Source organism: Knoellia tibetensis (assembly GCF_048606415.1).
Lineage (GTDB): Bacteria > Actinomycetota > Actinomycetes > Actinomycetales > Dermatophilaceae > Knoellia > Knoellia tibetensis.
This window is the reverse complement of sequence record NZ_JBMBWF010000001.1, coordinates 1547732-1562484: the sequence shown is the minus strand read 5'-3', so window position 1 is coordinate 1562484 and position 14753 is coordinate 1547732. Positions and strand designations below refer to the sequence as shown.

General features: G+C 69.6%; 15 protein-coding genes. 4 read left to right on the top strand and 11 right to left on the bottom strand.

Features of this window, described 5'->3' with window-relative positions; genetic code table 11:
- Nucleotides 1-32: 32 nt before the first annotated feature.
- The 7 genes from ACOJV7_RS07440 to ACOJV7_RS07410 form a co-directional block, all read right to left on the bottom strand.
- On the bottom strand, nucleotides 33-1250 hold the full coding sequence (locus tag ACOJV7_RS07440; RefSeq protein WP_420189498.1) for a hypothetical protein: 1218 nt from the start codon (nucleotides 1248-1250) through the stop codon (nucleotides 33-35).
- An 85-nt stretch (nucleotides 1251-1335) separates the two neighbouring features.
- Nucleotides 1336-2778, bottom strand: coding sequence for a DNA cytosine methyltransferase (locus ACOJV7_RS07435; protein ID WP_420189497.1), 1443 nt, complete (start codon nucleotides 2776-2778; stop codon nucleotides 1336-1338).
- A gap of 171 nt (nucleotides 2779-2949) precedes the next feature.
- Nucleotides 2950-3375, bottom strand: a complete 426-nt coding sequence (locus ACOJV7_RS07430) for a very short patch repair endonuclease (protein ID WP_420189496.1) — start codon at nucleotides 3373-3375, stop codon at nucleotides 2950-2952.
- 10 nt (nucleotides 3376-3385) lie between these two features.
- Entirely contained in the window at nucleotides 3386-4675 is a 1290-nt protein-coding gene (locus tag ACOJV7_RS07425; protein WP_420189495.1) for an RNA polymerase sigma factor, read from the bottom strand.
- Between the two features lie 49 nt (nucleotides 4676-4724).
- On the bottom strand, nucleotides 4725-5072 hold the full coding sequence (locus ACOJV7_RS07420) for a YciI family protein (RefSeq protein ID WP_420190384.1): 348 nt from the start codon (nucleotides 5070-5072) through the stop codon (nucleotides 4725-4727).
- 1198 nt (nucleotides 5073-6270) lie between these two features.
- On the bottom strand, nucleotides 6271-7683 hold the full coding sequence (locus ACOJV7_RS07415) for an FAD-binding oxidoreductase (protein WP_420189494.1): 1413 nt from the start codon (nucleotides 7681-7683) through the stop codon (nucleotides 6271-6273).
- A 102-nt stretch (nucleotides 7684-7785) separates the two neighbouring features.
- A complete protein-coding gene (locus tag ACOJV7_RS07410) occupies nucleotides 7786-8226 on the bottom strand; it encodes a Rid family hydrolase (RefSeq protein WP_420189493.1) in 441 nt (146 codons plus the stop codon).
- A gap of 192 nt (nucleotides 8227-8418) precedes the next feature.
- Here ACOJV7_RS07410 and ACOJV7_RS07405 point away from each other — a divergent pair, with 192 nt between their 5' ends.
- Nucleotides 8419-9561: a helix-turn-helix transcriptional regulator gene (locus ACOJV7_RS07405; RefSeq protein WP_420189492.1), complete on the top strand. Its 1143-nt coding sequence runs from the start codon at nucleotides 8419-8421 to the stop codon at nucleotides 9559-9561.
- A 74-nt stretch (nucleotides 9562-9635) separates the two neighbouring features.
- Here ACOJV7_RS07405 and ACOJV7_RS07400 read toward each other — a convergent pair whose 3' ends face one another.
- Both ACOJV7_RS07400 and ACOJV7_RS07395 read right to left on the bottom strand, forming a co-directional pair.
- Nucleotides 9636-9809 carry a hypothetical protein gene (locus ACOJV7_RS07400; protein ID WP_420189491.1) on the bottom strand — a complete coding sequence of 58 codons (174 nt, stop codon included), beginning with the start codon at nucleotides 9807-9809 and terminating at the stop codon, nucleotides 9636-9638.
- 77 nt (nucleotides 9810-9886) lie between these two features.
- A complete protein-coding gene (locus tag ACOJV7_RS07395; RefSeq protein WP_420189490.1) occupies nucleotides 9887-10276 on the bottom strand; it encodes a PPOX class F420-dependent oxidoreductase in 390 nt (129 codons plus the stop codon).
- 56 nt (nucleotides 10277-10332) lie between these two features.
- Here ACOJV7_RS07395 and ACOJV7_RS07390 point away from each other — a divergent pair, with 56 nt between their 5' ends.
- A complete protein-coding gene (locus ACOJV7_RS07390; protein ID WP_420189489.1) occupies nucleotides 10333-10947 on the top strand; it encodes a dihydrofolate reductase family protein in 615 nt (204 codons plus the stop codon).
- Nucleotides 10948-10965: 18 nt separating this feature from the next.
- Here the strand turns inward: ACOJV7_RS07390 and ACOJV7_RS07385 are convergent, their stop codons facing one another.
- Nucleotides 10966-12288, bottom strand: coding sequence for a glycoside hydrolase domain-containing protein (locus ACOJV7_RS07385; protein ID WP_420189488.1), 1323 nt, complete (start codon nucleotides 12286-12288; stop codon nucleotides 10966-10968).
- A gap of 317 nt (nucleotides 12289-12605) precedes the next feature.
- On the bottom strand, nucleotides 12606-13217 hold the full coding sequence (locus ACOJV7_RS07380) for a LysE/ArgO family amino acid transporter (RefSeq protein ID WP_420189487.1): 612 nt from the start codon (nucleotides 13215-13217) through the stop codon (nucleotides 12606-12608).
- Nucleotides 13218-13303: 86 nt separating this feature from the next.
- Here ACOJV7_RS07380 and ACOJV7_RS07375 point away from each other — a divergent pair, with 86 nt between their 5' ends.
- Both ACOJV7_RS07375 and ACOJV7_RS07370 read left to right on the top strand, forming a co-directional pair.
- Nucleotides 13304-14170, top strand: coding sequence for a LysR family transcriptional regulator ArgP (locus tag ACOJV7_RS07375; protein WP_420189486.1), 867 nt, complete (start codon nucleotides 13304-13306; stop codon nucleotides 14168-14170).
- A gap of 89 nt (nucleotides 14171-14259) precedes the next feature.
- Nucleotides 14260-14628: a PRC-barrel domain-containing protein gene (locus ACOJV7_RS07370; protein ID WP_420189485.1), complete on the top strand. Its 369-nt coding sequence runs from the start codon at nucleotides 14260-14262 to the stop codon at nucleotides 14626-14628.
- Nucleotides 14629-14753 lie beyond the last annotated feature (125 nt).

Below are 14753 nucleotides of genomic sequence, written 5' to 3'. Positions count from 1 at the left end.
CCTTGGCTTCAGGAAGTGCTGCTGGCGGAGTCTCAGCTCTGGTCCTTGAGCCTCTCCGAGTAGATCAAGAAGTCGTCGATGTCCTTCTTTCGGATCATCACCTTCCCCTTGCGAGCCTTCCCGTCCGGTTGTCTGAAGCCGCCCTGGAAGTCACCGAGGACGATGTGCTGGTTGGCCATGTTGACCTCGAGGACCTTCACACCGACGAACCGCACGGCCTCCTTGAAGCGCCCTGCGTAGGAAAGCGGGTTGAACTTCTGCTCACGACCGACATGACCCACCGAGCGCCTCCACGTGTTCCACTCGATCGTCGCGATGTCGGCTCTGTCCCTGCTGTGCCAGGTCTCGTGTTCGTAGACGACGTACCAAAATCGCCCGAACTGCTCGAGACAGCGGGCGAAGGCGGCCGCGTCGTTCCCCGGTGAGTCGCTCAGTGCAATATTGGAGGCCTTGAGGTCTCCGTACAACTGGACCGCGCCGTTCTGTACGAACCGGAGGTCGTAGTCGAACTCGCCCTTGAGCTTGACCTTCTGAACCACGACCAGATGCTCCAGGCGATGCTGCTTCACGTATCGATCGAGCCTGTACTCGACGTAGAAGCCGGCCCACTCGTTCTGGAACCTGTCGGGCCATCGTGCGGAGTGCATCTCGCGCACGGCATCGAGACCCTCGATTCTGCGCCCATCGAGGAGCTCGGCACTGAAGCGACGCAACGCCTCGAGGTGGCGGTTGGCCTCCTTATACCCCTGGAGGAGGTAGTCCTCGAGCCGGTCGGCCCGCACGGTGGTCAGGCGGTTGCCGTTCCTGTCGTCCTTCGAGAACTGTCCCAGCGTCTGTGCTTGGAACAGGTCGTTGGTGGCGACATGCGCCGCAGAGTTGTTGGCCTTGCGCTGCACGTACGTCGAGGGCTCGAAGTCAACGAAGATCGTGACGTCGCCGTAGTGGTAGATCCCGACGAAGCGCGGGATGAGCCTCTCCTCTCGAGCCTGCCGCTCAACGTCGAGCCATCGCTTTGGGATCTGGATCCGCTTCTTGTACTCGGGCCACGGGTAGCCGAGATGGGTCACCTGCTTCTTGAGGATGACCTGGTCGCGATACCGAACGACCTGCTCACCGGCGTAGGTCGCGACCGAGGCCCCTGGCAGTGCCGAGAGCAGGAGTTCGTTCTTCGCGTGGGCGCTGAGGCGGGTGTCGACGTCACGAAGAACACTTCCGTCTGAACGCAGCTGGTCGACGGCAACCGAACCCATAGCGACAGCCCTCCCTTTGCGCTTGGTGGCAGGAGGCTACGGGGTAGCTGCTCGCGCCGATGACAGTCCAGACACGCTGCGCCCTCTATCCCGCGAGATCCGCGGCCTGAGGCTGCGTCCTCTGGGTCTCTGTCTGTGTCGCGGCGCCGGACAGGGCGTCCCCGATGGGGTTGGTGTCAGCGGCGAGCACGCTTCTGACCAGACGCCTCGGAAGATCGGCCGCATTCTGCGTGACATGCGTGCGGAAGACATGCCATGCAGCCCCCACGGCCACACCATTGCCGACCTGCTTGTACGAGGCTTGGTCTCGCTGCCCTCCGAAGGTGAAGTCGCTGCCAAAGCCTTGGAGCCGCGCTGCCTCGTGAGGCGTCAAGCGCCTGCGGCGAGGTCCCACGATGGACGTCTGAGTGATGGCGACGAGCGCGGGCAGGTAGGTGGGTGCCTTCGCCCGAATTCCCGAGGGGCGTAGGTGCATCACTGTGTCCCACAGGGATGCGGTGTCCTGCGCCTGCCACTCGAGCTTTCGGCGGGAGTCCGGGAAGCAGGAGAAGGACGGGTTGGCCTTCTTCCATGCCTTGATGACGTCGCGGTGGTCGTCGAAGAACCGTGCGTTCTTGATGAGGATGTCGGACTTCCACTTCGGCAGCGCCTCGAGCTCCACGGGGTCCAAGGCCCTCTCCGGAATCCAGGCGTCTGCCCACAAAGGGAAACCTGGGAGTCGAACGCCACGCGCCGCCCACATGCGCTGTACGAGGTCGTCCCAGACGTTGATCCAATGAGTCTCGTCGGCCGTGAGTCTGTACTTGGTCAGGTTCGGGATGGACTCGTCCTCGTCGAGGATCCACTCGACGTCCCAGTCGTGGACATTCCACTCGTTCACTGGGCCTCGGACCACGGTGGGAGCGACGTCGACCTCGGCCATGGCCCGCTCCATCCCGACATACGTCCCAAGGATGAACACCCGGTCGCGCACCTGAGGTGTGCCACCCATGGACGGTGGCAGGAAGTGGGGTGAGAAGACCGATGGTGTCGAGGAGACCCGGTATCCGAGCTCTCGCAGGGTCTGGATGATGACGTCCCACTCGTGTCGATGCCTGGGACCGGCGAGGTTCCGCACGTTCTCCAACAGCACGACGGAAGGTCGCCGCTCCTCGAGGATGCGGGCGATGTTCCAGAAGAGCGTCCCTCGTGCTTCGTCCATCCCGCGCTGGTAGCCCGACTTCGAGAAGGGCTGGCACGGGAAGCCGGCGGCCAGGACGTCGTGCTCTGGAACCTCGACTGGTCCGTCTTCAGGCGTGGCCGACGTGATGTCCGTGTTGACCACGGGCCAGCGCTCCCCGGGGAGGTCCTCCACCCAGTTTCGCAGATATGTCTGACGGGCTTCACGGTCGATCTCCGAGACGAACACGCACTCCCCACCGGCGTGCGACAGCATCGCGTGGAACCCGCCGATCCCGGCGAAGAGATCCGCGAACGCGAATGACGCAGAGCTGTCGATCCCTTCTGTGGATCCCTGCGACGACGTCATGATAGCTAGCTTATCAGCTAACTTAGCCTTCTGGCGAGTGTGGCTGTGCGAGTTGAGTTTCAGGGCAGGCTGAAGCCACGACTGTGTCGCCATGCGGGTCCTCCGTGCAGGGCCGCGGCCCCTTTTCAGAGGCCCGTCGGCGATGGGCAGACTTCTACTGCACAGACCCCATCACTCAGCTCTGACAGTCGGTGTCATCACCCGACAAGCCAACCCTTCAGGGTCATTGCGCACCTCGCACTCCCACACGCGCACGACGTGCCAACCGCTCTGCTCGGCCAGTTCGGTGGCTTTGCGATCACGCTCCGCGTTTCGACGCATCTTCTCGCTCCAGAGCTCGGCGTTTGGCCCTGTCCACGGCGTCTTCCTCCCGTGCACCGGGCATCCGTGCCAGAAGCATCCATCGACGAAGACAGCGACACCTCGGCCCGGCAGGACGAAGTCGGGGGTGCACCCTTTGGCAAGTTTTCGGTGAAGCCTGAACCGACCTCCGGCGGCGTGCACGGCGCGTCGCAGCAGCACCTCGGGCTCCGTGTTGACCTTGCTGCGGCCCGCCAGATGCGCCCCTTGCTTCGTGCTGACCCAACGCTCCGCCACAAGCTCCAACCTACGGCGCCGCAGCCAACGCCCGGTTCAGCTCCGCGCGGCGGTTCAAGACGGCGCGTTCACTCCCGTTGGCCGTGAGTGCCGATGCATGGGCGAATGCCGCGGCGGCCTCGGCGTGCAGCCCTGCTCGCTCGAGGAGATCGCCCCGCACACTTGGCAGCAGTGGCGAGTCACCCAGCGCGCCGTCGTGCACGGCCGACAGCACAGCGAGACCCGCGTCCGGCCCGAAGGCGCGACCGTGCGCCACTGCCCGGTTCACCTCCACGACCGGACCCGGAGCGGCTTCGGCCAGGACGTCGTAGAGCGCCGCGATCCGGCGCCAGTTCGTGTCCTCGGCTCGCGCAGCCCGAGCATGCTCCGCGGCGATCGACGCCTGTAGGAAGTACGTGCCCACGGCCGCCCCACCGGCCGCCAAGTGCTCGGCCCGCTCCAGCACGGACAACCCCCGCCGCAGAAGCAGCGCATCCCACCGACTCCGGTCCTGGTCATCCAGCAGCACCGGCTCGCCGCGCTCGTCCCGACGCGCAGCCATCCGGGACCCCTGGAGCTCGAGCAGCGCCTGAAGCCCGAGGACCTCGACGTCGTGGGGAGCGAACGCGACGAGCATGCGCGCAAGCCGCATCGCCTCGTTCGCCACGTCGGGGCGCATCCAGTCCGCGCCGGCGGTGGCGGCGTACCCCTCGTTGAAGATCAGGTAGATCACGGCCATGACATCGCCCAGACGAGCAGTCCGCTCCGGCCCCGACGGCAGCTCGAACTCGGCGCCCTTCGTGACCAGCGTCTTCTTCGCGCGAGAGATCCGCTGACCCATGGAGGACTCGCTCACGAGGAAGGCACGCGCGATCTCGGCGGTGGTGAGGCCGCCCACCAGCCGCAGGGTCAACGCCGCCCGCGACTCCGGCGTCAGCGCCGGGTGGCAGGACAGGAAGATGAGCCGCAGGACGTCGTCCTCGATGGAGTCGACCTGGTCGTCGAGGTCCGGCATGGTCGCCTCCTCTCCACCAAGCGCATGCTCGAGCTCGGCCGTCTTGCGCCGCAGGGTGTCGGCACGCCTGAAGTGGTCGATGCCGCGACGCTTCGCGACAGCCATGAGCCAAGCCGCCGCGTTCTCGGGAACTCCACTCCCAGGCCACTGCTCGAGGGCGGCGACGAGGGCGTCCTGCGCGAGGTCCTCGGCCAGGTCGAGGTCGCGGGTCATCCGGGTGAGAGCCCCGACGAGGCGGGCCGACTCGGCCCGCCACGTCGTGACGATGGCCTCGTTGAGGTTCTCCGAACTGGTCTCCGCCGGCACGGGGCCAGCGTAGACAGGGAGCGTAGACAGCACGCGTGGACAGCGAGCGTCAGTCGGTGCCCGCGTCCGGACCCTCCGAGATCTGGCGCAGCGTCGCCACGACGGTGACCTCGGGCCAGTGCTCGGCGTGGAGCTCGGCGAACTTCTGCTGGTCGGCCACGGCGGCCTCGACGCTGGGGTACTCCAGCAGGGACCAGCCGCCCACGACCTCCTTGGCCTCGGCGTAGGGACCGTCGACGCGGCTGACCTCCCCCTTGCGGACGACGAAGTTCACGGCGTCCTCGGTGCCGTAGAGCCCGCCCCCGTCGAGGAAGACCCCCGACGCGGCGCGCTCGCCGATGTAGCTGTCCATCGCCTCGAACAGCGACTGCGGCGGCATCCCGATGCCCTCTTCCATCCTCACGAATCCCATGAAACGCGGCATGTCGATTTCTCCTCCGGTGTGACGGTGTGGTGCTTCGTGCACGTACGTCGAACGGCTTCTCGCGTCTTCGACATCAGACCTCAGACATTTTTCCAAGCCCTGACCATGGTCGTCCGAGCTTCGCTGTCGGGCGACCCCTTACCCGCAGCACCGAGCCATATCGCCCGACAGGCCTGCCCTTGCGCGTTAGCGTCGCATGTAGCCAAGTGCGCATTGTGCGATGGGACGACCAAGGATTTCGACTGCGGTTGGCCGCCTTGTCCGCGGTTGTGTGCCTCGTGCACGAGGGGAATGCGCAAACTCAAACGTCGCCCAGAGGGCTTCGATGTCGACGTGCTCCGCTGTCAAACTTGCGGTGCGACGACCGTGGTCCACGCCGGGCTTCGCGCTCCATGCGAGATCTGTCGACCCGTGAGTTGGTCGCTTGCGGGGGGCCGACTACTGGAGGGACCCTCGAGTGAAGCGGCTTTGAGAAGAGAGACCTTCGAGGCCCGGTTCGCTCCTGTCGACTTCGAGTACGTGGGTTCGCGAGTGCACGTAGAGCCCAAGAAGGCACCGCCATCAAGAGTGTGGGTTAAACACAACAGGTGCGGCGGGATCATGCCGAAAGTTACTCCGTGGCCTCAGCCGCCTCGATGCCCGTGGTCTGAGCATCTGCCTGACCGATCGTTGGCAGCCTTGGGAGATCTTCCGGGGTGCCTGTATCTGTTGTCTTGGGGCCGGGGGCCAAACCGATTCTTGAAGGTTGGCATCGGTCTCGCAGACCGTCCGCGAATCAGCAGCCAGCTGCGGGAGGGTGCGGAGGTGATCGAGGTTCGAGAGGCCACACTCATCGAGTGTCGCAGCGCCGAGCGCCGCATCCTGAAGGAGCTCGCAAAGTGGCGTGTGCGACCTCCAGTCGCATTACGTCTCGGTGGCGACACCGAATGTCTGCATCCGTCAGCGCCCATCGGCCCTCTGCGAAGCTGGTTTGCCCCCGGAATCATCAGTCGGAGTGTGACGCGACGGTATAGGTGATCGCAGCAGTCGCACGGCCAACGCCGACGGTTCGGTTAAGACCTGACGCACATTTGGACCGTCGAGATGTGCCGACGAGGTCTTGGAACGGCACGGTCCTCACGAAGGCGACCCCTGTGCGCCTCCGTGAGGACCGGCCCTTCCGCACCGGGGCTCAGGCCGGGCGGCGCTCCTGTGGCACGGGATGGTTCGCGGCGAAGAGCCCGTCCGGGTCGACGGCCGCGCGCACCGTGCGCAGCCGCTCCCACGAACCCCTGTCGTATGCCGTGCTCGCGTCGGTCTGGTTCTCGGCGAAGTTGAGGACGGACCGTCCGTTGGCCCAGGGCCGCAGGGCCGAGACGAGGGCCTGACCGTCCGCGCGACCCTGCTCGGCCATCTCGGGGGTCGCCGCGATGGCGACGAAGAACCCGGCGAACGCGCCCTCGAGGTGCGACAGCGCACCGCCGGCGGGGTCGCGGCGGGCCAGGGCGCCGCCGAGCTGGCGGAGCTCGGCCGCGAGCAGCGAGGTCGTCGAGCCCGGCCCCACCTGACCCAGGAACGCCTCGATCGCCTCCTCCGGCAGGTCCTCGAGGACCGTCGTCGCAGCGACACCGGGCGTCGGACCCTCGGGGTCCATGTGCAGCCGGGTGAGCGAGGCCGACGGGACCCGCGCGAACGTGTCCATCTCGGGACCCAGCGCGCGCAGCGGGGCGAGCAGCGCCTCGGCGGAGGCGTCGTTGGCGAGGACGGCGCCGTCGATGACGACGAGCTGGCGACCGCTGAGGAAGGGCGGCAACTCCGGCAGCGGCGGGAAGCTGAGGACCCGCAGCGACGTCGTCACCTCGTCCGGAGCGGTCCGCGTCCACTGCGCCCAGGCCCGGACGACCTCGGGCGCGCGCTCGCGGTCCCAGAGGAGCATCCCGGCGTAGACGTCGGGGATCAAGTGCAGGCGGAACTCGATGGCCGTGACGACGCCGAAGTTGCCGCCACCGCCGCGCAGCGCCCAGAACAGCGAGCGGTTCGCGTGCTCGGTGGCTCGCACGAGGGAGCCATCGGCGGTGACGACCTCGACGGCCGTCACCTGGTTGGTGGCGAGGCCGAGCTTGCGGGCATACCAGCTGAGGCCGCCGCCGAGGGTGTAGCCGCTCACGGCGACGTCGGGCGAGGAGCCGTGCATCGCGGCGAGCCCATGGGGGGCCGCCGCTTCGACGACGTCCTGCCACAGGGCGCCGCCCTCGACCCGGGCCACGCGGGCGTCGGGGTCGACCGACACGGCCGACATGCCGCTCGTGCGGATGAGCACGACGTCGTGGAGCGGCTGGTCGGCGAGCGGGCCGGCACCGTGGCCGGTCGCCTGGGCTGCCACGCGCAGGCCCGCGGCTGCGGCAGCGCGCACGACGTCGACGACGTCCTGGGCGTGGCGCGGGAAGGCCACGGCGGCGGGCCGTTGGTCGACGGCGACGTTCCACGGCATGCGGGCGGTGTCGTAGCCGGGATCGCCGGCGAGGTGGACCGCTCCACCGCAGAGGTCGCGCAGCGACTCGGCGGGAGAGGCGGGCCTGGGGTCGAGGGTGGTCTCGACGGTCATGGTGGTGTCCTTCTCTGGTGGGGGCACACGCGTTCCGGGTTGGGGCGCGTGACGGTGTAGGGGTGGTGGGGGCATCGGGTCTGAGGAGGGCGTCGACGCCGCTCAGATACCCGGGGCCGGAGGCGTCGAGCCGGACGGCGTGCCGAGGGCGAGCCCGTCGAGGGCGACGAGCATCCCGTCGACGGGGAGGGCCGAGACCCCGACGACGCTGAGGGCGGGAGTGGCACCGACCTCGGCGAGCCGGTCGGTGAGGGTGTCGAGCACCGAGAGGACCGCGGGCAGGTCGGTCGCGCTGACCCGCAGCTGCACCACCTGGTGTGGCTGCAGTCCCGCGGCGATGACTGTCGCCTCGAGCTCGGCGAGCGCGAGGGCGAGCTGGGCTGCCGGGTCCTCGGCGTGGACGAGTCGCCCCCTCTCGTCGAGAGGGCCGTGTGCACCCAGCGGGAGGAAGACCGCGGGCGACACGTGCACCCGGCCGGCGCCGACGCCGGCGGTGGGACGGAGGTCGCCCGCCGCACCACCGGAGCCGCCTCGAACACCCATAGGTGTTCGAGCCGGTGAGGGGGTGGTGGTGGGCCGGACTTCGGTGCTCGTCATGCCGACAACGGTCGCGCCGACCCCACGTCGGCGACCATCCCTCGTCACCGGGGACTTCACGCCCCCCTGTCGTGGGGGTGGTCGTATCCCACTTTTGTGGGATGGTGCCCTGGCCCGGCGCTCCGCCACACTCCGATCATGACCCGCGGACTCACTGCCGAACGGGTGCGCAGGGACGTCGAGGTCGTCGCGCGTGCCGGCCTCGACATCGACACCTTCCTCACCGAGGCGGTGGAGTCGCTCCAGCGCGCGGTCCCGCACGTCGGCGCCTGCCTCGCGACCGTCGACCCGAGCACCCAGCTGCTCACGAGCACCCGCAAGTTCGGCGACCTCCAGGGTCGCGACGAGCACGACCACGAGTGGGGCTCGATCGAGTACGGCAACGTCGAGGAGACCGCCTTCCTCGAGATGTCACGGACCGGCCTCGCCTCCGCCGGCGTCCACGCGACCCACGGTGACCCCGAGCGCTCACACCGGATGAGCAGCTTCATGAAGCCGCACTTCGGCTACGGCGACGAGCTGCGCGTCCTCTTCCGCGACGGCGGGCAGGTGTGGGGTGGCGCGGCGCTCTTCCGCGAGCCCGACAGCCGCCCGTTCGAGCTCGACGAGGTCGCCTTCGCGGGGTCTCTTTCGGCCGTCTTCGCCGCCGGGGTGCGCACCGGGCTCCTCGCTCGCACCGCCACCGCCCCACCCGGTCCGTCGACCGGGCCGACCGTCCTCATCATCGGCGCCGACGACCAGATCCGGCAGACGAGCATGGGCGCCGAGGAGCGGCTGCGCGAGCTCGAGAGTCCCACCCACAACGCCCGGTGGACCGCGATCATCAGCTCGCTCGTTGCCGCCGCCCGGCGCTACGCCCGCGGCGAGACGACTGTGCCGCCGCGCAGCCGGGTCCGCGCCCGCAGCGGCATGTGGCTCGTCCTCCACGCCACCCCGCTGCTCAGCGCGGACGGGTCGAGCGGCGACGTCGTCGTCACCGTCGAGGAGGCCCGTCCGCCCGAGATCGTCCCGCTCGTCGTCGCGGCCTTCGACCTCACCCAGCGCGAGCGCGACGTCACCCAGCTCGTCCTCCAGGGTGTCGACACCAAGGAGATCGCCTCGACGATGCGCGTGTCGACCTACACCGTGCAGGACCACCTCAAGTCGGTCTTCGACAAGGCGGACGTCCGCAGTCGCCGCGAGCTCATCGCCCGGATCTACTTCGACCAGTACGTCCCGCGCATGGGCGCCGAGCTCGGCCCGTCGGGCTGGTTCACCTCGACCGCACCTGCTCAGGTCTGAGGGCTTCGACCGGTCAGGTATGCCGTCCGCGCCCCTCCCGTGGACGGCTCACCGGTGTGGGTTCGCCCCGCCGGTCAGGACCCGCCGGGGCCCGGGCTCTCGGCCGGGACCGGGTCGCGCAGCAGCTCGGCAGACTCCAGCGGGTCGACCCAACCGGGCGGTGGCGGTGGGTCCGGCGTCACCGGCGGGAAGGTGCTGCCGTCCGGCTGGAGGTGGGACCGGTGAAGCTTCAGCTTGTCTGTGCTCATCCCTCGACCCTCCTCGCTCTCGGCGTCGGAGCCCGCGCGGGGACTGACCACTTCGCACGTGGCCCGGAAGGACCAGGTCAGACGTTGCCGAGCACCCGGTCGACGGCGATCTCGACGACCACACGCTCGGGGTTGACGCGCGGCTGCCGGTAGCGGACGGCATACCTCTCGACGGCGTCGGCCACGGCGTCGGCGTCACGGAGGACGCGCGCGGGTCCCTCGAGGGCGAGCCAGCGGCGGCCCTCGACCTGGCACACGACTGCCCGGCCGCCGCGATCGGCGTTGCGGGCCTTCTGCGACGAGCCGCTCGTGATGACCCGCACGACACCGGCCGCCGCGTCCCAGGTGAACCCCACGGGCACCACGTGCGGCGAACCGTCACGGCGCAGCGTGGTGAGCGTCGCGAGGTGCCGCTCGGTGAGGAAGTCGACGGCCTCGTCGGACAGCGCGCTCGGGTCGGTGGCCATGGAGCGAGGATGCCACCCCGGCCCCGGCCGCCCGCCGAGAGGAGCAGACTCGGCCCATGGGCGAGCTCCACGTCAACATGAACATCACGCTCGACGGCGTCATCCAGGCCAACGGCGGCACGACAGCGCAGGACGCGGGCTATCCCTACGGCGGGTGGGAGCGGCCCTACGGCGACGAGGAGTCCGGGGCCCAGGTCGCCGCCGACGCCGAGGCCGCGGACGCACTCCTCCTCGGTCACACGACCTACGAGATCTTCCGGACCTACTGGCCCGACCAGACCTCGCGGATCGGGACGGCCTTCAACTCGATCCCGAAGTACGTCGCCTCACGTGGCACGCCGGAGCTCACGTGGCAGGACAGCACGCAGGTCACCGACGCTGCCACCGAGGTCCGCGACCTGCGCGAGCGGCACGAGCAGATCCACACGTGGGGCAGTGCCGACCTGCTCCGGACGCTTTTCGACGCCGGGCTCGTCGACCGGGTCAACCTCCGGATGCACCCGGTCGTCCTCGGCATGGGCAAGCGCCTCTTCGCAGAGGGCACGGTGCCGACGCGGTTCGAGCTCGCCGAGCCGCCCCGCGCCTACTCCGGCGGGTCGGTGCTCCTGCGCTACCGCCGGCTCGAGGGCCCACCGGTCACGGACGGCCCGCAGCCCACGAACGGGGAATGACCCGTTCGGCCGCCGGCGTCAGGGACACCGCGGCACCGGCCAGCTCCACGTCGTGTTCGAGGCGTTCGACACGTAGTAGTCGCTCACCCACCTCCCGTCGACGAGCTGGTCCCACACCGACGTCGTGCCGACGGTGTTGCCCGTCTTCTGGCAGGCGACCCAGGCGAGCGCGCCACCCTGGAGCGAGCCGTTGACGGCATACGAGGTCCCGGGTCCGGAACGGGTGTTGACCGGCGTCGAGAGGGTGGTCTGACCCGGGTAGGAGCAGCGCTGCAGCGGTGGGCTCCACGTGGTGCTCGACGGCGTCGAGAGATAGAGGTCGGTGACGTAGCCGCCCGAGCTGATCCGGTCCCACACCGCCGTCGAGCCCACCGTCTGGCCGAGAGCCTGGCAGACGACGGAGACCGTCGACCCGGACGCGACCGTGCCGACGACGGGATACGAGCTCCCCGGTCCGCTGCGGACGTTGAGCGTGCTCGAGCTCGTGACGCGGTAGGCCCGCAGCGCGCTCGCGACCGGCCCACGGATGACGTTGCTGTCGATGTTCATCGTCACGCCGCCCCACGTCTCGTTGTGGTCGCCGCGGTACTGCTTGGCGCGCTGCCACTCGGCCCAGAGCGTGTTGCCGGCCGTGGGCCAGTTCGTCGTCGTCGCGACGCCGTCCCAGCGCGCCATCCAGACCGCGTCGGGGCGGGCGAGGCTCGTCGAGAAGTAGGACGCCGCCAGGTCGCGTACGCCCGAGTCCTGGTGGGCGTAGATCCCGGCGAGGAACCCGGCACGGTGCAGTGCCCGCGTCCACTCGGACACGTAGGTGCGCACCGCCGCCGTGCAGCCCACGGCCGCCCGGTCGTAGTGCTCGACGTCGGCATAGAGCGCGCTGCCGGGCAGGAGGCCGAGTGCCTTGGCCTTCGCCACGGCGTCGGCACCGTCGGCTGCGCCCCGCGAGGCCGCGGCGCTCGCGACATAGCGGTAGGGCTTGGAGCCGAAGACGCAGAAGGGCTGGTCGCCGAAGTAGGTCGGCACGAGCGACCAGCCGGCGGCCGTGGCGCTGCGCACCCAGTCGTACGTGAGGTTCGGCTGAGCGCAGCCGCGGTTGCGCCCACCGAAGTAGATGTTGACGCCGGTGTAGGGCGAGCGCCCCCGCCACGCCGACAGCGCGGCGAGCGACGGGGCCGTGCACGTGTCGAAGAATGACCCCGAGATGCGCGTCGCCGTCGACATCGCCGGGTAGCCGACGGGTGTCGCCGGGTCGGCCTGGGCCGGTGCCGGTGCGACGACGCCGATCGCCAGCGCCGCGAGTCCGGCGGTCACTCCTGCCGTGAGCCGTCGTGCGGGTCCCATGACAACCTCCAGCGCGGAGCCGTCGGCGGGCGCGGGGCCCCACACCACCCATGATGCGCCGCTGCCGCCCGCCCGTCATCGCTTTGGACCAAACTGCAACCTGCCTCGTATGCCGGCCCACGCAGAGCGTGGGACCCGCACCGCCGACCCATTCGAACGGGCGCCACACGTGGGGTCGGACGGGTCAGTCGGGCATGGTTCCGGTGGACCTGACCTGCGCGGAGGAGGGGTGGACGGTGGCGCCGTGGCGCAGCACCGCCGGGATCTCGGCGACGTCCTCGACGTGCGCAAGGGGTCCCAGAGAGTGCGCCCCTGCGTCAGAAGCTCGAGCGGAGGAGCATCGCGGCGAGGACGAACATGGCGAGGCCGATGAGCACCTCTAGAACCTGCCAGACCCGGGGGCGGGCGAGCCAGCGGGAGGCGAGGTGCGCGGCATACCCGAGGGTCGGGAACCACAGGAGACTGGCGACCCCGGCGCCCGCCCCGAACCACCACCGTCCCGTCGGTCCGTGGGAGGCGCTGAGGTTGCCGAGCATGAGGACGGTGTCGAGGTAGACGTGCGGGTTGAGCCAGGTGAGTGCGACCGCGGTGAGCGCGGCGGAGCCGCCGGCCGCCGACCCGGCGGTGAGCGCCTGCGGGCGGCGCGCGGACAGCAGGGAGCGGATGCCGAACCAGACGAGGTAGGCCGCGCCGGCCCCGGTGACGACGCGGAGCAGTCCGGGGTGGTTGTCGACGAGCGCCCCGACGCCGAGGACGCCCGCGACGATGAGGACGAGGTCGCTGACGGCGCAGATCGCGACGACGACGCCGACGCGGTCGCGCGCGATGCCCTGCCGCAGGACGAACGCGTTCTGCGCACCGATGGCGATGATGAGCGAGAGGCCCGAGACAAGGCCACTGAGGACGGCGGTGAGGATCGTGGTGTTCATCGCCTCCGACGCTAGGCGTGGGCCCCTGTGAAGGCCAGCGAAGGATTCTGGGGGATCCTTAGTCTGGCTTCATCTACGGTGGAGGGGTGCAGACCGACCAGCTCCGGGCCCTCCTCGCCGTCGTCGACGAGGGGACGTTCGAGGCGGCCGCCCGCCGGCTGCACGTCACGCCCTCGGCGGTGAGCCAGCGGATCAAGGCGCTCGAGCACTCCCTCGGCCGGGTCGTGGTGCGGCGCGGCCTGCCGTGCGAGGCGACCGAGGCCGGGGAGGTGCTCGTCCGCCTGGCCAGGCAGCAGGACCTGCTCGAGCGCGAGGCCCGCGCTGCCCTCGACGACGCCGCGACGACGCGAGAGCTCCCTGTCGTCGTCAACGCCGACTCGCTCGCGACGTGGTTCGTCGGCGTCCTGCACGAGGTGGCTCGCTGGGAGGGCGTCGTGCTGCACCTCCACGTCGAGGACGAGGGGCACAGCCATGAGCTGCTCCGGGCGGGCAGCGTCCTCGGCGCCGTGACCTCGAACCCCACCGCGGTGCAGGGCTGCTCGGTCGAGCGGATCGGGGTGATGCGCTACCTCCCGGTCATGACACCGGCTCTGCGAGAGCGGTTCTCGCACGGTCGCGGCATCGACTGGGCACGGATGCCGGTGCTGCAGTTCAACGAGCACGACGAGGTGCAGCGAGGGGTGCTCCGCCGCCACGGCATCGGTGACGACGCGCAGCCGCCGACCTCCCGGGTGCCGTCGTCCGAGGGGTTCGCCGAGGCGGTGCGGGCCGGGCTCGGCTGGGGTGCGTTGCCCGAGGCGCAGTGCCGCGCGGACCTCGAGTCGGGAGCGCTCGTCCGGCTCGGCGCTCGCGAGCACGTCGACGTGCCGCTGCACTGGCAGTCGTGGCGGCTGCGCTCACCCCTCGTCGACCGGCTCACGGAGGCGATCCGGGCACACGCCCCGAGCCGGTGACTCGGGCCGCGAAGTCCGTGGGCTGCCGTCATTCGGGCCCGGAGGCACGCAGGGGTTTGCCCTCGGGCGCCCGGGGTAGGTGCAGCACCATGCTCGACTCGAACCAGAGCCCGTCCCTCGAGGGCCAGGACATCCGTGACAGCGGCGGCGAGAAGGTCGGCCGCGTCGATCACGTCTACGTCGACGGCCACACCGGGATGGCGGCCTGGGCAGCGCTGGACACCGGCCTCCTCGGGGCAGACCAGAGCGTCGTCCCGCTCGGCCCGGCCGAGTTCTATCAGGACCACATCCAGCTTCCCTTCAGCAGGAAGGTCGTCGAGGAGGCGCCGGACATAGGCCCCATCGGCGAACATCTCAGCCCTGAGCAGGAGGCGCGCCTGAACCAGCACTTCGGACTCAGGGGCGACGAGTCGGTGTCGGACTTCAACGCGACGACCGACGTCGACCTCGACGGCTGAGTGCACCCAGCGGCGAGCCCCGATCGCTGGCCCAGCGGTCGTAGGTTGGTTGGCAGGGAGCGCTTTCCCGACCGGGACCGGTCCCTGCCACCGTCGGTCCACGAACTGGACCCGAGTCTCAGGAG

Bases quoted from the DNA above. Each gene is read 5' to 3' on its own strand.
- ACOJV7_RS07385 (WP_420189488.1), bottom strand. From the start codon at position 12,288: ATGGGACCCGCACGACGGCTCACGGCAGGAGTGACCGCCGGACTCGCG.
- ACOJV7_RS07410 (WP_420189493.1), bottom strand. From the start codon at position 8,226: ATGGGTGTTCGAGGCGGCTCCGGTGGTGCGGCGGGCGACCTCCGTCCC.
- ACOJV7_RS07420 (WP_420190384.1), bottom strand. From the start codon at position 5,072: ATGGAAGAGGGCATCGGGATGCCGCCGCAGTCGCTGTTCGAGGCGATG.
- ACOJV7_RS07435 (WP_420189497.1), bottom strand. From the start codon at position 2,778: ATGACGTCGTCGCAGGGATCCACAGAAGGGATCGACAGCTCTGCGTCA.
- ACOJV7_RS07395 (WP_420189490.1), bottom strand. From the start codon at position 10,276: ATGGCCACCGACCCGAGCGCGCTGTCCGACGAGGCCGTCGACTTCCTC.
- ACOJV7_RS07440 (WP_420189498.1), bottom strand. From the start codon at position 1,250: ATGGGTTCGGTTGCCGTCGACCAGCTGCGTTCAGACGGAAGTGTTCTT.
- ACOJV7_RS07390 (WP_420189489.1), top strand. From the start codon at position 10,333: ATGGGCGAGCTCCACGTCAACATGAACATCACGCTCGACGGCGTCATC.
- ACOJV7_RS07415 (WP_420189494.1), bottom strand. From the start codon at position 7,683: ATGACCGTCGAGACCACCCTCGACCCCAGGCCCGCCTCTCCCGCCGAG.
- ACOJV7_RS07380 (WP_420189487.1), bottom strand. From the start codon at position 13,217: ATGAACACCACGATCCTCACCGCCGTCCTCAGTGGCCTTGTCTCGGGC.
- ACOJV7_RS07400 (WP_420189491.1), bottom strand. From the start codon at position 9,809: ATGAGCACAGACAAGCTGAAGCTTCACCGGTCCCACCTCCAGCCGGAC.
- ACOJV7_RS07370 (WP_420189485.1), top strand. From the start codon at position 14,260: ATGCTCGACTCGAACCAGAGCCCGTCCCTCGAGGGCCAGGACATCCGT.
- ACOJV7_RS07405 (WP_420189492.1), top strand. From the start codon at position 8,419: ATGACCCGCGGACTCACTGCCGAACGGGTGCGCAGGGACGTCGAGGTC.